Origin of the sequence: Asanoa sp. WMMD1127 (genome assembly GCF_029626225.1) — a bacterium.
Lineage (GTDB): Bacteria > Actinomycetota > Actinomycetes > Mycobacteriales > Micromonosporaceae > Asanoa.
This window is the reverse complement of the sequence record NZ_JARUBP010000001.1, coordinates 2,431,203-2,447,314: the sequence shown is the minus strand read 5'-3', so window position 1 is coordinate 2,447,314 and position 16,112 is coordinate 2,431,203. Positions and strand designations below refer to the sequence as shown.

The 16,112-nt window shown below is 71.4% G+C and carries 12 protein-coding genes and 1 riboswitch; of the genes, 5 read left to right on the top strand and 7 right to left on the bottom strand.

From position 1 onward, the window contains the following. Positions 1–3: 3 nt before the first annotated feature. Positions 4–930, top strand: a complete 927-nt coding sequence (locus O7635_RS11740; RefSeq protein WP_278080443.1) for a GNAT family N-acetyltransferase — start codon at positions 4–6, stop codon at positions 928–930. Positions 931–994: 64 nt separating this feature from the next. Next, positions 995–1,216, top strand: coding sequence for a hypothetical protein (locus tag O7635_RS11735; RefSeq protein WP_278080442.1), 222 nt, complete (start codon positions 995–997; stop codon positions 1,214–1,216). Between the two features lie 68 nt (positions 1,217–1,284). On the opposite strand, the gene groL is transcribed toward O7635_RS11735, so the two are convergent. Both groL and O7635_RS11725 read right to left on the bottom strand, forming a co-directional pair. After that, complete coding sequence (groL, locus tag O7635_RS11730; protein ID WP_278080441.1) at positions 1,285–2,907, bottom strand: chaperonin GroEL; 1,623 nt, start codon at positions 2,905–2,907, stop codon at positions 1,285–1,287. Positions 2,908–3,432: 525 nt separating this feature from the next. Further along, positions 3,433–3,636 carry a cold-shock protein gene (locus tag O7635_RS11725; RefSeq protein WP_278080440.1) on the bottom strand — a complete coding sequence of 68 codons (204 nt, stop codon included), beginning with the start codon at positions 3,634–3,636 and terminating at the stop codon, positions 3,433–3,435. Between the two features lie 237 nt (positions 3,637–3,873). On the opposite strand from O7635_RS11725, the gene O7635_RS11720 reads away from it, so the two are divergent. The 3 genes from O7635_RS11720 to O7635_RS11710 all read left to right on the top strand — a co-directional run bounded on the left by O7635_RS11720 (position 3,874) and on the right by O7635_RS11710 (position 6,360). Then, positions 3,874–4,728 (top strand): serine hydrolase, encoded by an 855-nt coding sequence (locus O7635_RS11720; RefSeq protein WP_278080439.1) that lies wholly within the window; start codon positions 3,874–3,876, stop codon positions 4,726–4,728. Between the two features lie 32 nt (positions 4,729–4,760). Further along, positions 4,761–5,099, top strand: coding sequence for a gamma-glutamylcyclotransferase family protein (locus O7635_RS11715; protein ID WP_278080438.1), 339 nt, complete (start codon positions 4,761–4,763; stop codon positions 5,097–5,099). 721 nt (positions 5,100–5,820) lie between these two features. Further along, positions 5,821–6,360 (top strand): GNAT family N-acetyltransferase, encoded by a 540-nt coding sequence (locus O7635_RS11710; protein WP_278080437.1) that lies wholly within the window; start codon positions 5,821–5,823, stop codon positions 6,358–6,360. A gap of 1,271 nt (positions 6,361–7,631) precedes the next feature. Here the strand turns inward: O7635_RS11710 and paaN are convergent. From paaN to O7635_RS11685, 5 genes are all read right to left on the bottom strand, one after another. Further along, positions 7,632–9,308: a phenylacetic acid degradation protein PaaN gene (gene paaN, locus O7635_RS11705; RefSeq protein WP_278080436.1), complete on the bottom strand. Its 1,677-nt coding sequence runs from the start codon at positions 9,306–9,308 to the stop codon at positions 7,632–7,634. A gap of 38 nt (positions 9,309–9,346) precedes the next feature. Next, positions 9,347–10,366 carry a GNAT family N-acetyltransferase gene (locus tag O7635_RS11700; protein WP_278080435.1) on the bottom strand — a complete coding sequence of 340 codons (1,020 nt, stop codon included), beginning with the start codon at positions 10,364–10,366 and terminating at the stop codon, positions 9,347–9,349. Between the two features lie 306 nt (positions 10,367–10,672). Further along, complete coding sequence (thrC, locus tag O7635_RS11695) at positions 10,673–11,962, bottom strand: threonine synthase (RefSeq protein ID WP_278080434.1); 1,290 nt, start codon at positions 11,960–11,962, stop codon at positions 10,673–10,675. Between the two features lie 10 nt (positions 11,963–11,972). After that, positions 11,973–12,107: riboswitch (SAM riboswitch) on the bottom strand. Between the two features lie 82 nt (positions 12,108–12,189). Further along, positions 12,190–13,056 carry an ABC transporter permease subunit gene (locus O7635_RS11690; RefSeq protein ID WP_278080433.1) on the bottom strand — a complete coding sequence of 289 codons (867 nt, stop codon included), beginning with the start codon at positions 13,054–13,056 and terminating at the stop codon, positions 12,190–12,192. Beyond that, complete coding sequence (locus O7635_RS11685) at positions 13,053–15,833, bottom strand: alpha/beta fold hydrolase (RefSeq protein ID WP_278080432.1); 2,781 nt, start codon at positions 15,831–15,833, stop codon at positions 13,053–13,055. Before O7635_RS11685 ends, O7635_RS11690 begins: the two co-directional genes overlap by 4 nt. Between the last annotated feature and the right edge of the window lie 279 nt (positions 15,834–16,112).

Here is a 16,112-nt window from a genome sequence, read left to right as displayed (position 1 = left end):
GGCGTGGATCATGCGTACCAGCTCGTCGAGCTGACTCCCGACCGCGTACCCGACGTCGCCGCGCTCTGCCGGGTGGCACTTGACCTGCCGGACGACGCCGCCGAGGCGGACGCCATCGTCGAGCGGCTGCGCCACCCGGGCCCGCTGCCCGGGTCGGCCGGCGAGCGCCGTACCACCGGCTGGGTCGTGCTGGCCGGTGGTTCCGAGGTCGTCGGCGCGGTGCTGGGGTCGACCGGCTTCGGGGACGTGGCCGTCGGGCACGTGGACCTGATCGCCGTGCACCCGGACCACCGGCGCCGCGGCATCGGGCGGGCGCTGCTGGCCCAGGCGGAGTCGGCGCTGGCGGACCTCGGCGTGGGCGCGATGGCGCTGGTCGGCAACGCGCCGGTGTACGCGTGGCCCGGCGTCGACGTCCGCTACACGGCGGCCGTGTGCCTGGCGGAGGCGAGCGGCTACGAGCGGCAGGACATCGCGTGGAACATGACCGCGGACCTGACCCCGGGCTCGCCGGCGCTGGCGCCGACCACGGAGGCGGAGGCGCGGCTGGCCGGGGCCGGCGTGGCGGTGCGGCGGGCGGTGGCGGCCGACGTGCCGGGGCTGGTGGAGTTCGCGGCCGCGCACTTCGGGCCTGGCTGGGGGGCGGAGGTCAGCGAGTCGGCGGGCATCCACTACGCGGTACGCGACGGTGAAGTGCTCGGCTTCGCGTCGTGGGGGTCGTCGCGGCCGTCGTACTTCGGGCCGATGGGCACGGCTTCGGCCGCGCGCGGGCTCGGGGTCGGTGGGGTGTTGCTGCGGCGCTGCCTGCGGGACCAGCACGAGGCCGGGCTCGCGTCGGCGCAGATCGGCTGGGTCGGCCCGGTGCCGTTCTACTCGGCGAACGCCGGCGCCCGGATCGAGCGCGTGTTCTTCCTTTACCGGAAGGCGGTGTAGCTCGGGGCGGTGCATTGTGTCGCGAAACCCTGCGCGGCGGCCGTCGAACCCCTACCGTGCCGGAATGAGCCTCGAAGACGAGCCATCCGGGGAGCTGCCCCGCTCCGGCCCGTCGGAATCCGCCGGACCTCCGCCGAGCGACCGGTCGCCGCTGGCCGAGCCGCCGCCGACCGACAACTCGCCACCGCTGCCGGCGGGCTGGCCTCCGCTGGGTGACCTGCCGCAGCCGGCGCCGCCGCGGGACGCGACGAGCCGCGCCGACAAACGGCGCAACCAACGCCGCTAGCCTGAGCTTGGACGGCCGAAAGGGCGGCCCGCTCGCGCGGACCGCCCTTTCTTGTGTTGCGGATGGACTCAGAAGTCCATGTCGCCGCCGCCGGGCGCACCCGCCGGGGCCTTCTCCTTCTCCGGCTTGTCCGCCACCACAGCCTCGGTGGTGAGGAACAGGGCCGCGATCGACGACGCGTTCTGCAGCGCCGAACGGGTCACCTTGGCCGGGTCGATGATGCCGGCCTTGAGCAGGTCGACGTAGTCACCGGTCGCCGCGTTGAGGCCGTGGTTGGTGTCCAGGTTGCGGACCTTCTCCACGACGACGCCACCCTCGAGGCCGGCGTTGACGGCGATCTGGCGGAGCGGGGCGTCGAGCGCGATCTTGACGATCGTCGCGCCGGTCGCCTCGTCGCCGACCAGGTCGAGCTTGTCGAAGGCGGTCTTGCCGGCCTGCACCAGCGCGACGCCACCACCGGGGACGATGCCCTCTTCGACGGCGGCCTTCGCGTTGCGGACCGCGTCCTCGATGCGGTGCTTGCGCTCCTTGAGCTCGACCTCGGTGGCCGCGCCGACCTTGATGACCGCAACACCGCCGGCCAGCTTGGCCAGGCGCTCCTGCAGCTTCTCGCGGTCGTAGTCGGAGTCGCTCTTCTCGATCTCGGCACGGATCTGGTTGACCCGACCCTGGATCTGGTCCTGGTCGCCGCCACCGTCGACGATGGTGGTCTCGTCCTTGGTCACCACGACCTTGCGAGCGTGGCCCAGCATGTCGAGGCCGACGGCCTCGAGCTTGAGGCCGAGCTCCTCGCTGACGACCTGGCCACCGGTGAGGATGGCGATGTCGGTCAGCATGGCCTTGCGGCGGTCACCGAAGCCCGGGGCCTTGACGGCGACGGACTTGAAGGTGCCACGGACCTTGTTGACGATCAGGGTGGCCAGGGCCTCGCCCTCGACGTCCTCGGCGATGACCAGCAGCGGCTTGCCGCCCTGCATGACCTTCTCGAGGATCGGGAGCAGGTCCTTGACCGACGAGATCTTGCTGTTGACGATCAGGATGTACGGGTCGTCGAGGACGGCCTCCATACGCTCCGGGTCGGTCCAGAAGTAGGGCGCGATGTAGCCCTTGTCGAAGCGCATGCCCTCAGTGAGCTCGAGCTCGAGGCCGAAGGTGTTGCTCTCCTCGACGGTGATGACGCCTTCCTTGCCGACCTTGTCCATCGCCTCGGCGATGATCTCGCCGACGCTGGTGTCACCGGCGGAGATCGAGGCGGTGGAGGCGATCTGCTCCTTGGTCTCGACGTCCTTGGCGATCTTGGCCAGCTCCTCCGCGACGCGCGCGACGGCGGCCTCGATGCCCCGCTTCAGGGCCATCGGGTTGGCGCCGGCGGCGACGTTGCGCAGGCCCTCACGGACCAGCGCCTGCGCGAGGACGGTCGCCGTCGTCGTGCCGTCACCGGCCACGTCGTCGGTCTTCTTGGCGACCTCCTTGACCAGCTCAGCGCCGATCTTCTCGTACGGGTCCTCGAGCTCGATCTCCTTGGCGATGCTCACACCATCGTTGGTGATGGTGGGGGCGCCCCACTTCTTCTCGAGCACGACGTTGCGGCCCTTGGGGCCGAGCGTCACCTTGACGGCGTCGGCGAGGGTGTTCATACCCCGCTCGAGGCCGCGGCGCGCCTCCTCGTCGAACGCAATGATCTTGGCCATACGGCGTTGTCCTCCTGGACACTCGCGGTCGCCGCGGCCTGGTCGGCCACGGAGAACCGCCTGCTTTACGCACCTTCGGACGTCACTACCTGGCGACAGTGACGTCCGCCGGCCGGGCCGGATAGCCCGCGACGACCGGCCCCTTGCCGCGCCCGTCTCCGTAGGGCGTCAGCGGTGGCCCCACCGTCCCGACCATTGGCACTCGCGGTTGTCGAGTGCCAATGACTTGTTTAGCACTCGGACCAGGCGAGTGCAAGCGAAGTCGGCCCCTCGGGGGCCTCCGGCCCGGTGATCGTCGCCGGCTGCTGATCTTGGCGCGCGGGACCGCGTACATGGGCGATTAATGACTCGTCAATTGTTGAAAGGCAGCGCTGTCCGCAATGCGCAAAGTCGCGAATGGATGGCAAGATCAAATGCATCATGCATCGGGTTGTCCGGCCGTAAAGACAAGGAAGCGCCGACCCCTCTCGTGGGATCGGCGCTAGGTCGTCACGGACCCGGGTGGGGTGCCCGGCTGGTCTTCGCTCAAGCGATTAGGCGGACCTGCTCCGCCTGCGGGCCCTTCTGACCCTGCGCGATCTCGAACTCGACGCGCTGACCATCGTCGAGAGACTTGTAGCCGTCCATCTGGATCGCCGAGAAGTGGACGAAGACGTCCTGACCCCCATCGACCGCGATGAAACCGTAGCCCTTTTCACTGTTGAACCACTTGACGGTGCCCTGTGCCACGGTGCACTTCCTAACCTTTGATGCGCCTGCCGGTCCGAGACCGCCCATTCGAGGGTGTACGTGAGTCCCTCGAACATTGCGGCCGAAATCGTAAGGTACACGAGGAGTGACGACCGTGCACTACCCCAAAATGGACACCCTGAGCGCCTTCCGCGACCGTTCGCTCGTTAACCGAACGTGTTTCGAGGCAGACACGGCGCACAGCCCGGCCGGCATCGGTCCCGTGGACGGAACACGATGCCAATGCTCGCCGCGGTGCTGCTCGTCGCGGTCGGCAGCGGGCTGGCCGTCTGGCAGGTGGCGCCGAAACAGCAGGCCACGGTGGCTGCGGCCAAGCGACAGGGGCCCGCGGCGGACCGGGCGCGAGCCCCGGACCTGGCGGTCGGCACGGTCTCCGCGCGGGCCGAGGGATTCCTCTCGTGGGCGTTCCTCGACCGGCAGAGCGGGCGGATCACCGGCTCGCCGAACATGACGGAACCGAGCGACACGATGTCGATGGTGAAGGCATGGTTGGCCGCCGATTATTTGCGAGTATCGGAAGATAAAGGCGAGGAGCCTTCGGATTTTCGGCTCGGCCAGCTGAGCATCATGATCCGCGACAGCGACAACGCGGCGGCCATCGCCGTCTACGACCTTGTCGGTGGGCAACCGTCCATCCTTCGCATGATCCAAATGTGTGGCCTCAGCGACAGCTCGGCGCACGACAACAACTGGAGCATGACGGTGGTCTCGGCCCGCGACACGGTGCGGTTGGCGGCCTGCATCGCGTCCGGCCGGGCCGCGGGCGCCCGCTGGACGCCGTGGTTGTTGACCGAGATGCGAGCCGTACGCGGAACCGGCGATTTCGGCGTCCGCCGCCTTTTACCGGCATCGGCGGCGGCCACCGTCTCGATCAAGAACGGCTGGCTACTCCGCGACGAGGACGGCCAATGGCACATGGCGTGCCTGGCCGTCACCGACCGATGGGCGATCGGCATCCTGCTCCGCTATCGAGGCGATCTTGGATTCGCGTACGGGACGGCGTTGTGCGCCACCGTCGGCGGCGAGCTGCTGGCCCCCACGACCGCGCTGGTCTCCCCACGGTCCGACTGACCCGGCCGCCGTGGGCGGGCATGATCGAACCCATGCCCCTGCTCTTCTCCTACGGCACCCTGCGCGACCCCGCGGTCCAACAGGCCAACTTCGGCCGCTTGCTGTCGGGTAGGCCGGACGCGCTGCCGGGCCACCGCCTGGACCAGCTGAAGATCACGTCGGCGGCGGTGGTCGCGGTGAGCGGCGCCGCCTGGCACCCGGTGGCAGCCCCCAGCGACAACCCGACCGACTCGGTGCCCGGGGTGGTCTTCGAGATCACGGACGCGGAACTGACCGCGGCCGACGGCTACGAGGCCGCCGACTACCGCCGCGCCCTGCTTCCGCTGCGATCTGGTGCCTCAGCCTGGGTCTACGTGGCGGCCGCGCCATGACCCCAACCCCAGCGGCGCTGGCCCGGCCCACGGGTCTGCGTAGCGACCCCGCCACGACCCCAACCCCCGCGGCGCTGGCCCGGCCCACGGGTCTACGTCGCGACCGCGCCACGACCCCAACCCCCGCGGCACTGGCCCAGCCCACGGGTCTACGTCGCGACCGCGCCACGACCCCAACCCCCGCGGCACTGGCCCAGCCCACGGGTCTACGTCGCGACCGCGCCACGACCCCAACCCCCGCGGCACTGGCCCAGCCCACGGGTCTACGTCGCGACCGCGCCACGACCCCAACCCCCGCGGCACTGGCCCAGCCCACGGGTCTACGTCGCGACCGCGCCACGACCCCAACCCCCGCGGCGCTGGCCCGGCCCACGGGTCTACGTCGCGACCGCGCCACGACCCCAACCCCCGCGGCGCTGGCCCGGCCCACGGGTCTACGTCGCGACCGCGCCACGACAGCGACCCCCACGGCGCTGGCCCAGCCCACGGGTCTACGCGGCAGCTGGTCGCTGGCCTCGACTTGCGTCACGCCGCGACGACCATGCGGCGTCAGCGCGCCAGGACACGGCGTGACCCGCGTCGCTGCACGACAGCTCGGCCCGCCACGCCGGCGCGGCGCGGCAGGGGGAAGGCCGGGCCGAGTGGGCGGGTCGGGTCGACGTCGCGTTGGTCCAAGGGCCCGCGTTGCGCCGCGGGTGTGTGGCCAGGTAGGCATTCCCGCATGACCCGGACCGCCCCCGCCGTGCCGCCCGCGCAGATGCCGCCGGTCGAGGTCCGGCGCGTCCGGCCCTCGGACGCCGCCCGCACCCGTGCCATCCGGCTGGAGATGCTCGCCGACTCGCCGCTGGCCTTCCTGGAGACCCTCGCGCAGGCCGCGGCGCGCTCGCACCGCGAGTACGCGGCCCGCATCGCGGAGACCTCCGCCGGCGACCGGGTGGCGCAGTTCATCGCCGTGGCCGACGGGCGGGCGGTGGCGCACGCCGGCGGCACCGCGATCGCCGAGGAACCGGGGGTGACCGTGATCTTCGCCGTCTACGTCACGCCGGCCTGGCGCGGGCGCGGGCTGATCGCCGCCCTGACCGAGGCGGTGGCCGCGTGGTCGCGCGCGGCCGGGCGGCCCGACCTGATGCTCGAGGTGGTCGTCGGCAACGACCGCGCGGTCCGCGCCTACGAACGTGTCGGCTTCGTCGACACCGGCGTCCGCCTCCCCCACCCGACGACCGCGGCGATGACCGAACTCCAGATGCGCCGCCGCGCATAGCAGCCCAGATCCGGCCGCAGCCGCGACGGCTGTGGTACCGGCCCGGCCACAGTGATCGGACCCGCAGCCGAGGCGCGGTCGGCGTCTGTCCGCGCCGCCGGATACTGCGATTTCAGCTGGATCACTTGCCGACCGGCCTGCCACCCGCAGCTCTGCTCTGCTTCCGGATACGCATCACCACCCGGGCGGCCCGCGTTGTTTCGCAGCAGAGGCAAGCCGATGGATGCGTGGGCCCGGTGGCGTGGGAAGGGCAAATGGTCGGTACCAATGACCAGCGGCTCACACGCTCACGACGCGGGCGGTCAGGCGGCGCCAGCAGCCGCCCGAGGCTGGCGGCTCGAACGCGCCGGGCGAACGGCACCAGCCAACCGTCCCCGCCCGCCTAGCTTGATCATGTGTGCTGGGTCAGGCCCACGGGCGGCCATCGCCTTGATCAGGTGAACGTGGTCTGGGCGACACGCCGCACGCAGTCCAGACGGGATGCGCACGATCATGGCGGCACCGTGCTGCTGGCTGGATCAGCTGCACTTGATCAAGCGGTGCGGAACGGAATTACCGACGCCGCGGCTGGCCGCATGGCCAGTGCCGAAACCAGCCGCCCACCCCAGGGCGACGTGCCACGTGGGCAAGGATCGAAACCAGCCGCCCAACCCCAGGCCAGCCCACGTGCGCAAGGACCGAACCCAGCCGGTCACGCCAGGCCAGCCCCGCCACGTGCGCTAGGAGCGAACCCAGCCACCCACCCCACGCCAGCCCCGGCGACCTGGGCAAAGACCGAACCCAGCCAACCATCCAGGCCGGCCCCGCCACGTGCGCAGGATGCGAACCCAGCCACCCACCCCACGCCAGCCCCGCCACGTGAGCAGGACCGAAATCCGCCACCCACCCCAGGCCAGCCCCAGCCACTTGGGCAAAGACCAAACCCAGCCAACCACCCCAGGCCAGCCCCGCCAGTGCGCAAGGACCGAACCCGGCCACCCACCCCACGCCAACCCCAGCCACCTGGGCAAAGACCGGAACCGGCCCCCCACCCAAGCCCGGCCCAGCCGGGCGCGTAGGGAGCGATCCCGCCGCCCACCACGGGCCAACCGGGGCGGCTGGAACAGCGCCGTCAGGCCGTGTGGCGGACGCTTTGCTCTGCAGCCATATACGCAACACCCCCCGTCAGAAGCGTTGCGTATTTGGCTGCAGAGCAAAGCCACGGCTCGCGGACCACCAAGAGCCGCCCGCCCCCGAGGAAGATCGGGGGCGGGCCAGTAAGCGGCAGGCAATCAGGCCGTGTGGCGGCGGGACTGGACCACGCGGAAGCGGTTGCTCACGTAGGCGCCGTCTGTCAGGGCGGCGTTCGCCGCCGGGTTGGCGCCGGTGGCGTGGAAGTCCGAGAACGCCGCCGACTGGTTGACGAAGACGCCGCCCGTCAGGTTGCAGCTGAGGTGGACGCCCGCGTCCAGGGAGGCGGTCTCCACCGCGGCCAGGACCGACTCGTCCGTCGAATAGACCGACGCCGTCAGCGCGCCCTTGGCCAGGACCGTCGACCGGAAGATGTCGATGCTCGCGGCCGTCGAGTCGGTGGCGATGACGAACGAGATCGGGCCGAACCACTCGCGCCCATAGGTGGAGGCGTCCGCAGCCGTCAGCTTGACCATCGTGGGCGTGCGGACCACCGCCTCCGCGAAGGACGGGTGGGTGACCGGCGACGACGGCAGGACCGCCTCGCCGACCGCGGTGACCTCCGACAGCCGCGAGAGCACGCCCTCGTTGACGATGGCCCCGGTCAGCTCGACCGCCCGCGCCGGGTCGCCGGTCAGCTTGGCCACCGACGCGGCGAGCGCGGCGGCCACCTCGTCGAAGGTCTTGTGGCCTTGATCTGTCGAGATGCCATCCGCCGGCACGAGGATGTTCTGCGGCGTCGTGCACATCTGGCCGCTGTAGAGGGTCAGCGAGAAGCCGATGTTGCGGCACATGCCGGCGAAGTCGTCGGTCGAGTCGACGACGATCGTGTTGACGCCGGCCTTCTCTGTGTAGACGGCCGCCTGGCGGGCGTTGGCCTCCAGCCAGTCACCGAACTCGGTCGAGCCGGTGAAGTCGATGATGCGTACCGCCGGGTCCAGGGCCAGGGTCCTGGCCAGGCCCTCGCCGGGCGCCTCGGCGGCCAGCTGCACCAGGTTGGGGTCGAAGCCGGCCTCTTCGAGCGCGGCCCGCGCGTAGCGCACGGTGATCGCGAGCGGCAGCACGGCGCCCGGGTGCGGCTTGACGACGACCGGGTTGCCGGTGACGAGGCTGGCGAACAGTCCCGGGTACGAGTTCCAGGTCGGGAACGTGTTGCAGCCGATCACCAGCGCCACGCCGCGGGGGACGACGTGGAACGTCTTGGTCATCCGCAGCGGGTCGCCCTTGCCCGCCGGCTTCTCCCAGCCCGCCGCGGCCGGGTGGCGGGTCATCTCCGCATAGGCGTAGGCGAGCGCCTCGAGCGCCCGGTCGAGCGCGTGCGCCCCGCCCGCCTGGAATGCCATCACGAACGCCTGGCCGCTGGTGAACTGCACCGCGTTGGCCAGCTCGAAGATGTGCGCGTGCAGCCGCGCCAGGATCTCCAGGCAGACGCCGGCGCGGGTCTGCGGGCCGGCGTCGCGCCAGGCGGGCAGCGCGGCCGTCGCGGCCGAGATCAGCGTCTCCGGCGCGACGTGCGGGTAGGACACCGCCAGCGGCACCCCGAACGGGCTGCGCTCGGTGGCCACCCAGTCGGTGATGCCGGGCTGGTCGAGCGGGAACTTGGCGTCGAGATAGCCACGGAACGCGGCCTCACCCTCGGCCGCCGCGGTTTCGCCGTAGACGCGCGGGCTCGGCGACTCGGGGTAGGCCGACCAGTAGCCACGCTCGGTGATCGCGGTGGTGGCGCGGTCGAGCGTCGAGGAGTGCTGGGCGAACCAGGGGTGCGGGGTCTCCGTCATGCCAGCCATCATGCCTCTTCACCGGCGGTGCGGAGGCGTCACAGGGTGAGTTGCCAGCTGTGCCATTCGTCGACCGGCCGGAAACCCATCGCCTCGTTAATGGCGATCATGTGCGAGTTGACCGCGGCGTTCCAGGTGTCGATCACCCGCAGTGCCGGCTCGGCCGCCAGCACCGCGCGCAGGTTGGCCAGCTTGACCAGCACGCCCAGGCGGTGCCCCCGATGCGCCGGATCGACGAGGGTGATCTGTTGGAAGACGTGCCAGTCGACCGTGGCGTTGAAGTCGACCGACGTGATCGCGACCAGCCGGCCGCTGGCGTCATGGCGCGCCGCCGTCGTGTAGACCCGCCGCCCGCGCCGGGCCCGTGCGGCCTCCTCCTCGCGGAGCCGTTCGCTGGACATCTTCAGCCCCTCGACCGCCAGGTCGCCGGTGGGCGCGTCAGACATCAGCCGGCCCTCGAGGTAGGCAGTGTCGGCGAGGAACTCGTCGGGCACGTGGTCGCGCCAGTTGACCAGGCTGTAGCCGGCCGCCGCCGGCAGCGCCGCAGCGAACAGCGCATCGAGCGCGGCATGGTCGAGGGTCTCGACGACGAGCCGCCGACGTACGTCGGTCAGGGCGAGATCCGCTCCTCGCGCGCGGGCGAACGCTTGACCGGCGGTGGGCCGCTCGTCGCCGCCAGGCAGCGCGAACACGGACTCACCGATCAGATGCTTGCGCCCGTCGGTCCGCGCGGTCTGTTCGGCCCAGGCCAGCAATGCCCGACCGACGCCCCGCCGACGCGAGTCCGGGAGCACGTCGAGGGTCAGGTCGGCGGTGCCGGTGTTCTCCAGGAAGGGCAGTCGCATCTCGACGAAACCGGCCGGCTCGTCGTCGAGCCACGCGATCGCATTGGCCTTGTGCACACCGGGCCACGGGTCGGACAGCGACCCGTAGAAGTTCCGCGGGCAGACTGGCGGAAAGTCGGGCACGTCGGCGGCGATGCTGCGCGATCGGATGTCGAACGCGTGGCGGGCGCCGGCCTCGTCGCCGGCCGCGAGTGGAGTGACCCGGATGCTCATGCCGGCCAGCGTGCCGAACCCGAAGCGGCCACGCGAGTCAATTAAGGCCCGCCGCGGGCGTGCGCGGCGGGCCTCAATCGAACGTTGGTCGGAAGGGCGGTCGCACAACGCCTCCGGCGCTGGGTCGCTAGAACTTCAAAAGTCTACGGCGGCTCGCCCTCCCGCACGGAGCATCCTGCGGGGTACCCATCATGGTCGTCAAGTCCCTACCGACATGTTTTCTCGACGGACGGCAAAATCACCACTACGGTGCGAACATGTTGCCTCACCCGAACGGATGAGTCCATCCTGGATAACGGGCCTTCGTCAGCCCAGCAAACCGGCTTCGCGAGCTGCCCGAAGCGACGGCTTGACGCGGTAGGTCGGCCCGACCTGGCCCGCCACGGCATCGATGGTCTTGAGCCCCTCGCCGGTGTTGAAGACGACCGTCTCCAGTGTCGGGTCGAGCTTGCCGGAGGCGACGAGCTTCGCCAGCACCGCGGTGGTCACCCCACCGGCCGTCTCGGCGAACACACCCGTCGTGCGAGCCAGCAGCCGGATCGCGTCGCGGATCTCGTCGTCCGAGGCGTAGTCCATCCAGCCGTTGGTGCGGCGCACCGCCTCGAGCGCGTAGAGCCCCGCGGCCGGGTCGCCGATGTTGAGGGACTTGGCGATGCCGGTCGGCCGCACGGGGACGATTTCGTCGGTGCCCTGGTGCAGCGCGGTCGCGATCGGGTTGCAGCCCGCCGACTGCGCACCGAACACCCGCCAGCCGCCGGCCGGAGCGTCGACGAGCCCGATCTCGACCAGCTCGCTGAACGCCTTGTCAATCTTGGTGAGCAGCTCGCCGCTGGCCATCGGGATGACCACCTGCGCCGGGATCCGCCAGCCGAGCTGCTCGGCGACCTCGTAGCCCAGGGTCTTGGAGCCCTCCGCGTAGAACGGCCGCACGTTGACGTTGACGAACGCGGTGTCCTCGAACTCGTCGGTCTCCACGAGCTCGCTGCAGAGCCGGTTGACGTCGTCGTACGAGCCTTCGATGGCGACCAGGTCCCCGCCGTACACCGCGGTCGTGATGATTTTGCCCTGCTCGAGGTCGCCCGGGATGAAGACGATCGACGGGGCGCCGGCCCGCGCGGCGTGCGCGGCCACCGAGTTGGCCAGGTTGCCGGTGGAGGCGCAGGCGAAGCGGGTGAAGCCGAGCCCGCGGGCGGCGGTCAGCGCCACCGACACGACCCGGTCCTTGAACGAGTGGGTCGGGTTGGCGCTGTCGTCCTTGACCCACAGCGGCGCCGTGATGCCGAGCGCGGCGGCCAGTGCGGGAGCGGAGACCAGCGGCGTCAGGCCGGGGTCGAGGGTGACGCGGCTGGCCGGGTCCTGGCCGACCGGGAGGAGCGGCGCGTAGCGCCAGATGTTCTGCGGACCGGCGACGATCTGGCCGCGGGTCACCCGGGCCAGCGCGGCCGGGTCGTAGGCAACCTCGAGCGGGCCGAAACACTCGTAGCAGGCGTGCTGGGCGGCCAGCGGAAACTCGGTGCCACAGCCGCGACAGACGAGGGCGCGCGCGGGCGAGTCGGCGACGGGAGAGGCGGCGGTCTCGTCGATGATCGACGTCATGAGGGAGGTCCTCTCATCTTCCCCACGCCGCACGGTGCGGCGGGGACGGAATTGGCACCTGCGCACCGCGCGCTCTGCGATGAGTCGCCGGAGGTGGTTGCCGGGGCGTCGTCGGGCCGTATCCCTCAGCCCCTCTGGATGAGGTATGCAGTTGTGGAGCCAAGTGTAAGGCCTCCGCCGGGGCGGAGGCCTGTCGCTTCCCAGTGTGTGAACCAGGCCTCAAGCGCTCAGCTGGTCACGTCCTTGCGGGTGAAACGCCAGAACGCCAGCGACCAGAACAGCGTCGCGTAGACCACGGCCGATATGGCGCCCTTGACGATGTCGTCGTACTGCGCCGGTGTGGAGAGCAGCCCCAACCACGCGGTGCTGTAGTGCGTCGGCAGCAGGTTGCGCAGGGCGCCGAGCGCGGTGATCTGGTCGAGGATGCTCGACAGGATCCACAGCAGCACCGCGCCGCCGACCGCGCCCAGCGGGGCGTCCGTCGACACGGAGAGCAGGAAGGCCAGGCCGGCCACCACCAGCAGGACCACGGCGAGGTAGCCGAGGATGCCCAGCAGCCGGACCAGCCCGGCGCCGGGCGCGATCTCGTTGGCCACCGTGCTGCGCAGGGGCCCCCAGCCGTAGCGGGCCGTGCCGACCGCCAGCGCCGTGCCGGCCAGGGTCAGCAGCGCCAGCCCCGAGTAGCCGAGCGCGACGACCAGCTTGACCGCGACCAGCCGGGCCCGCGGCACCGGCACCGCCAGCAGGTAGCGCAGGCTGCCCCACTGCGCCTCGCTGGCCACGGTGTCGCCGCAGAACAGCGCGACGGCCACGACCAGCAGGAAGGTGGCCGACACGTACAGGCAGAACAGGGTGAAGTTGAGGCCCCCGGAGGTCGCCAGGTCGATCAGGCTGCCGAACTCGCCGCCGCCGTTGTCGTCGTCGCCACCGCTGTCGAACTGGAAGGCGACCAGAATGATCAAGGGCAGCAGGAGCATCAGACCCAGGGCCCATCGGGTACGCGCCCGCGACCACTGCCGTCGCCATTCCGCCCGGATCGGCAGGGTGCGGGCGGCCCGATAGCCCGCCGCCGCGCCCGCTCGCAGGTCAGTCATCGGTCTCCGCTTCCACTAGAGCTCTCCCCCACCAGCGCGAGGAACGCGTCCTCCAGGCGGCGCCGGGGCACCACCCGCTCCACCCCGATGCCGGCCCGCACGAGCTCGGCCACCACCTCGCTGCGGGCGGTGCCGTTGGTGTCGACCACCAGCTGTCGCGGATCGCCGTCGACGGCGACCGAGCGGACGCCGCTGAGCTGACCCAGCACGCCGGCGGCGGCGTCCCCGTCGGACACCTCGATCTGCACGGTGGGCGACTCGCCGACGATCTCGTCGACCGGACCGGCGGCGACGATCGCGCCCTTGTTGACGACCACGACGTGCGTGCAGGTCTGCTCCACCTCGGCCAGCAGGTGGCTGGAGACCAGCACCGCCCGGCCGTCGGTGGCGTAGCGCTTGAGCACCCGGCGCATCTCGGCGATCTGCGGCGGGTCGAGCCCGTCCGTCGGCTCGTCGAGCACCAGCAGCTCCGGCAGGCCGAGCATCGCCTGCGCGATGGCCAGCCGCTGCTTCATGCCGTGGCTGTAGGTCTTGACGCGGCGGTGCACCGACTCGCCGAGGCCGGCGATCTCCAGGGCCCGGTCGAGCCGGGCCTCCTCGGCGGGCCGGCCGGTGGCCGCCCAGTACGCGCGGAGGTTGGCCAGCCCGCTCAGGTGCGGCAGGAAGCCGGGGCCCTCGACCAGCGCGCCGATCCGCGACAGCACCGGCGAGCCCGGCACCAGCGGGTGCCCGAACACGTGGATCTGGCCGGCGGTCGGCGTGGTCAGGCCCATCAGCACCCGCAGCGTGGTGGTCTTGCCGGCGCCGTTCGGGCCGAGCAGGCCGACGACCTGGCCCCGGCGCACCTCGAAGTCGACCCGGTCGACGGCGACGAAGCTGCCGTACTCCTTGCGCAGCGCGTCGACCCGCAGCGGCACGTCCGCGTACTCGGGATGCACCGAGGTGTCGTGCCGGTTGCGGCGCCGCCGGACGACCAGGACGACCACGACGAGGCCGATCGCGATGGCCGCCAGCAGGCCGACCAGCACCCACCGCCAGATCACCTGCGGGCTGGCGATCGGCTCGCCGGTCACGGTCGGAAGGGTCACCGTGGTCGCGCCGTCCGGCACGTCCACGGTGTAGACGGTGGGCTCGGCCGGGGTCGCGTACGCCTGGTCGGCCGTGGCGACGGCGATCCGCAGCGTGTGCCCGGCCTCGACCCGGTGGACGATCGCCGGCAGCGTCACCGTGACCGGCGCCGCCTGCGCGATGTCGGCCGGGAGCCCGGTCAGCCGGACCGGCGCGATCAGGCCGCTGGACAGCGTGCCCACGCCCTGCGGGTCGACGTCGTAGAGCTTGACGAAGAGCACGGCCTCGCCGGTCGGCGAGGCGGCCCGGATCCGCACGGTCGGCGCGCCGACGATGTCGAGCGGGCGGTCCAGCGGCTCCGAGGTGAACCGGGCGTGCTGGCCGGGCAGGTCGGTGACCACGCCGTTGACGAACGAGGAGAGTCCGCCGCCGGCGCCGGGCAGCGACGAGATGGCCGCCGGGTTGCCTGACGGCGGGTTCGCGATCGGCTGCGGCGGCCCGGCGACGGTCACGGTCGAGGTGCCGGCGCCGGCCAGACCCGGGTACGCCGGGTCGGAGTAACCGCTGGTCACCACGCCTCGATCGAGCGCGTTGAAGCCGGTGATGCGCGACCAGGTGAAGCTGTCGGACGGGGTGTCGCCGCTGCCCTTGACGTAGTGGTCGAGCCACTGGGCCATCAGGAACCGGATCCGGTCGCGGTCGGACTGCGGCCCGTCGCCGCCGTCGTGGCCGCCGGTGAACCAGGCGACCCGCACCGGGGTGCCGGTGGCGGCGATGCCGCGGGCGTTGGCGTCCGCCTCCGAGAGCGGGAACAGGGTGTCCGCGGTGCCCTGCACCAGCAGCGTGGGCGCCTTGATCCGGTCGAGCACGCCGGCGGGGCTCGACCGGCGGAGCAGGTCGACGGCGGCCTGGTCGGCCCGGCCGGCGGTGGCGATCCGCTGGTAGGCCGCGCAGACGTCGGCAGCGAACCGGCCGCAAGACGGATCGACGCCGAGCGCCGCGGCCGCGCTGGGCGGCGCCGCGCCGAGCGAGTCGAGATCGAGCCCGGCGCCGGCGCCGTTGCCGAAGAACAGGCCGGCCCAGGTCTTCTTGAAGACGCCGTCGACGGGACCTCGCCCGGTCGACTCCGGCAGGAACGCGTTGGCGAGGTCGTTCCAGGTCGCCATCGGGACGGCCGCGTCGATCCGCTGGTCCTGGGCGGCGAGCAGGAGGGCCAGACCGCCGCCGTACGAGCTGCCGACGACGCCCACCTTGGGATCGCCGGGACCGTCGGTGCTGATCTCCGGCCGGGCGGCCAGCCAGTCGACCAGGCGCTGCGCGTCGCGTACCTCGTAGTCGGGATTGTCGAGGTGGATCTGGCCACCGCTGCGGCCGAAGCCCCGGGCGGTGTAGGTCAGCACCGCATAACCGATGCCGGCGAGGTCCTCGGCGTCGCTGTAGGTGGTCTCCTTGGTGCCGCCGAAACCGTGCGCGAGCAGCACCGCGGGCACCTTGTCGCCGGCCGAGGCGCCGTTCGGAAGGAACAGCCGGGTGTCCAGTTCGACCGGTTCGTCGCCACCGGGGCCCGAGCGCACCTGGATCCGCGCGTCCTGCGTGGTGAAGCCGGGGTCGTCCGGCCAGACGGCCCAGGTGACGGCGCCGGCGAGGACGATCACGGCCGCGCCGGCGGCGAGCAGGCGGCGCTTGGTGCGGGACAGCGGTGGGGACATGCCGCCAAAGGTACGGCGCGGCGGCTGAGCATTGTCTGAGTCTTGGGCGCAGCCGCTTCGTGGGACGCATGCTTATCCCGCGAAATCCGACGTATTACACCGACCGGTCAATGAACCGACAGCAAGTTACGCAGAGTAAGGATTCACATCTTGATCCATCACGGAGGGCCATAGAAATAGACGGATGAAGGAGAAATGGCTGTTCGGTTTGGACCGGCCTGGGTGCCCCTCCACTAGTTTCTCCGTCCGGTGGACGGGACGGCCGGGGCGTTCATTTGC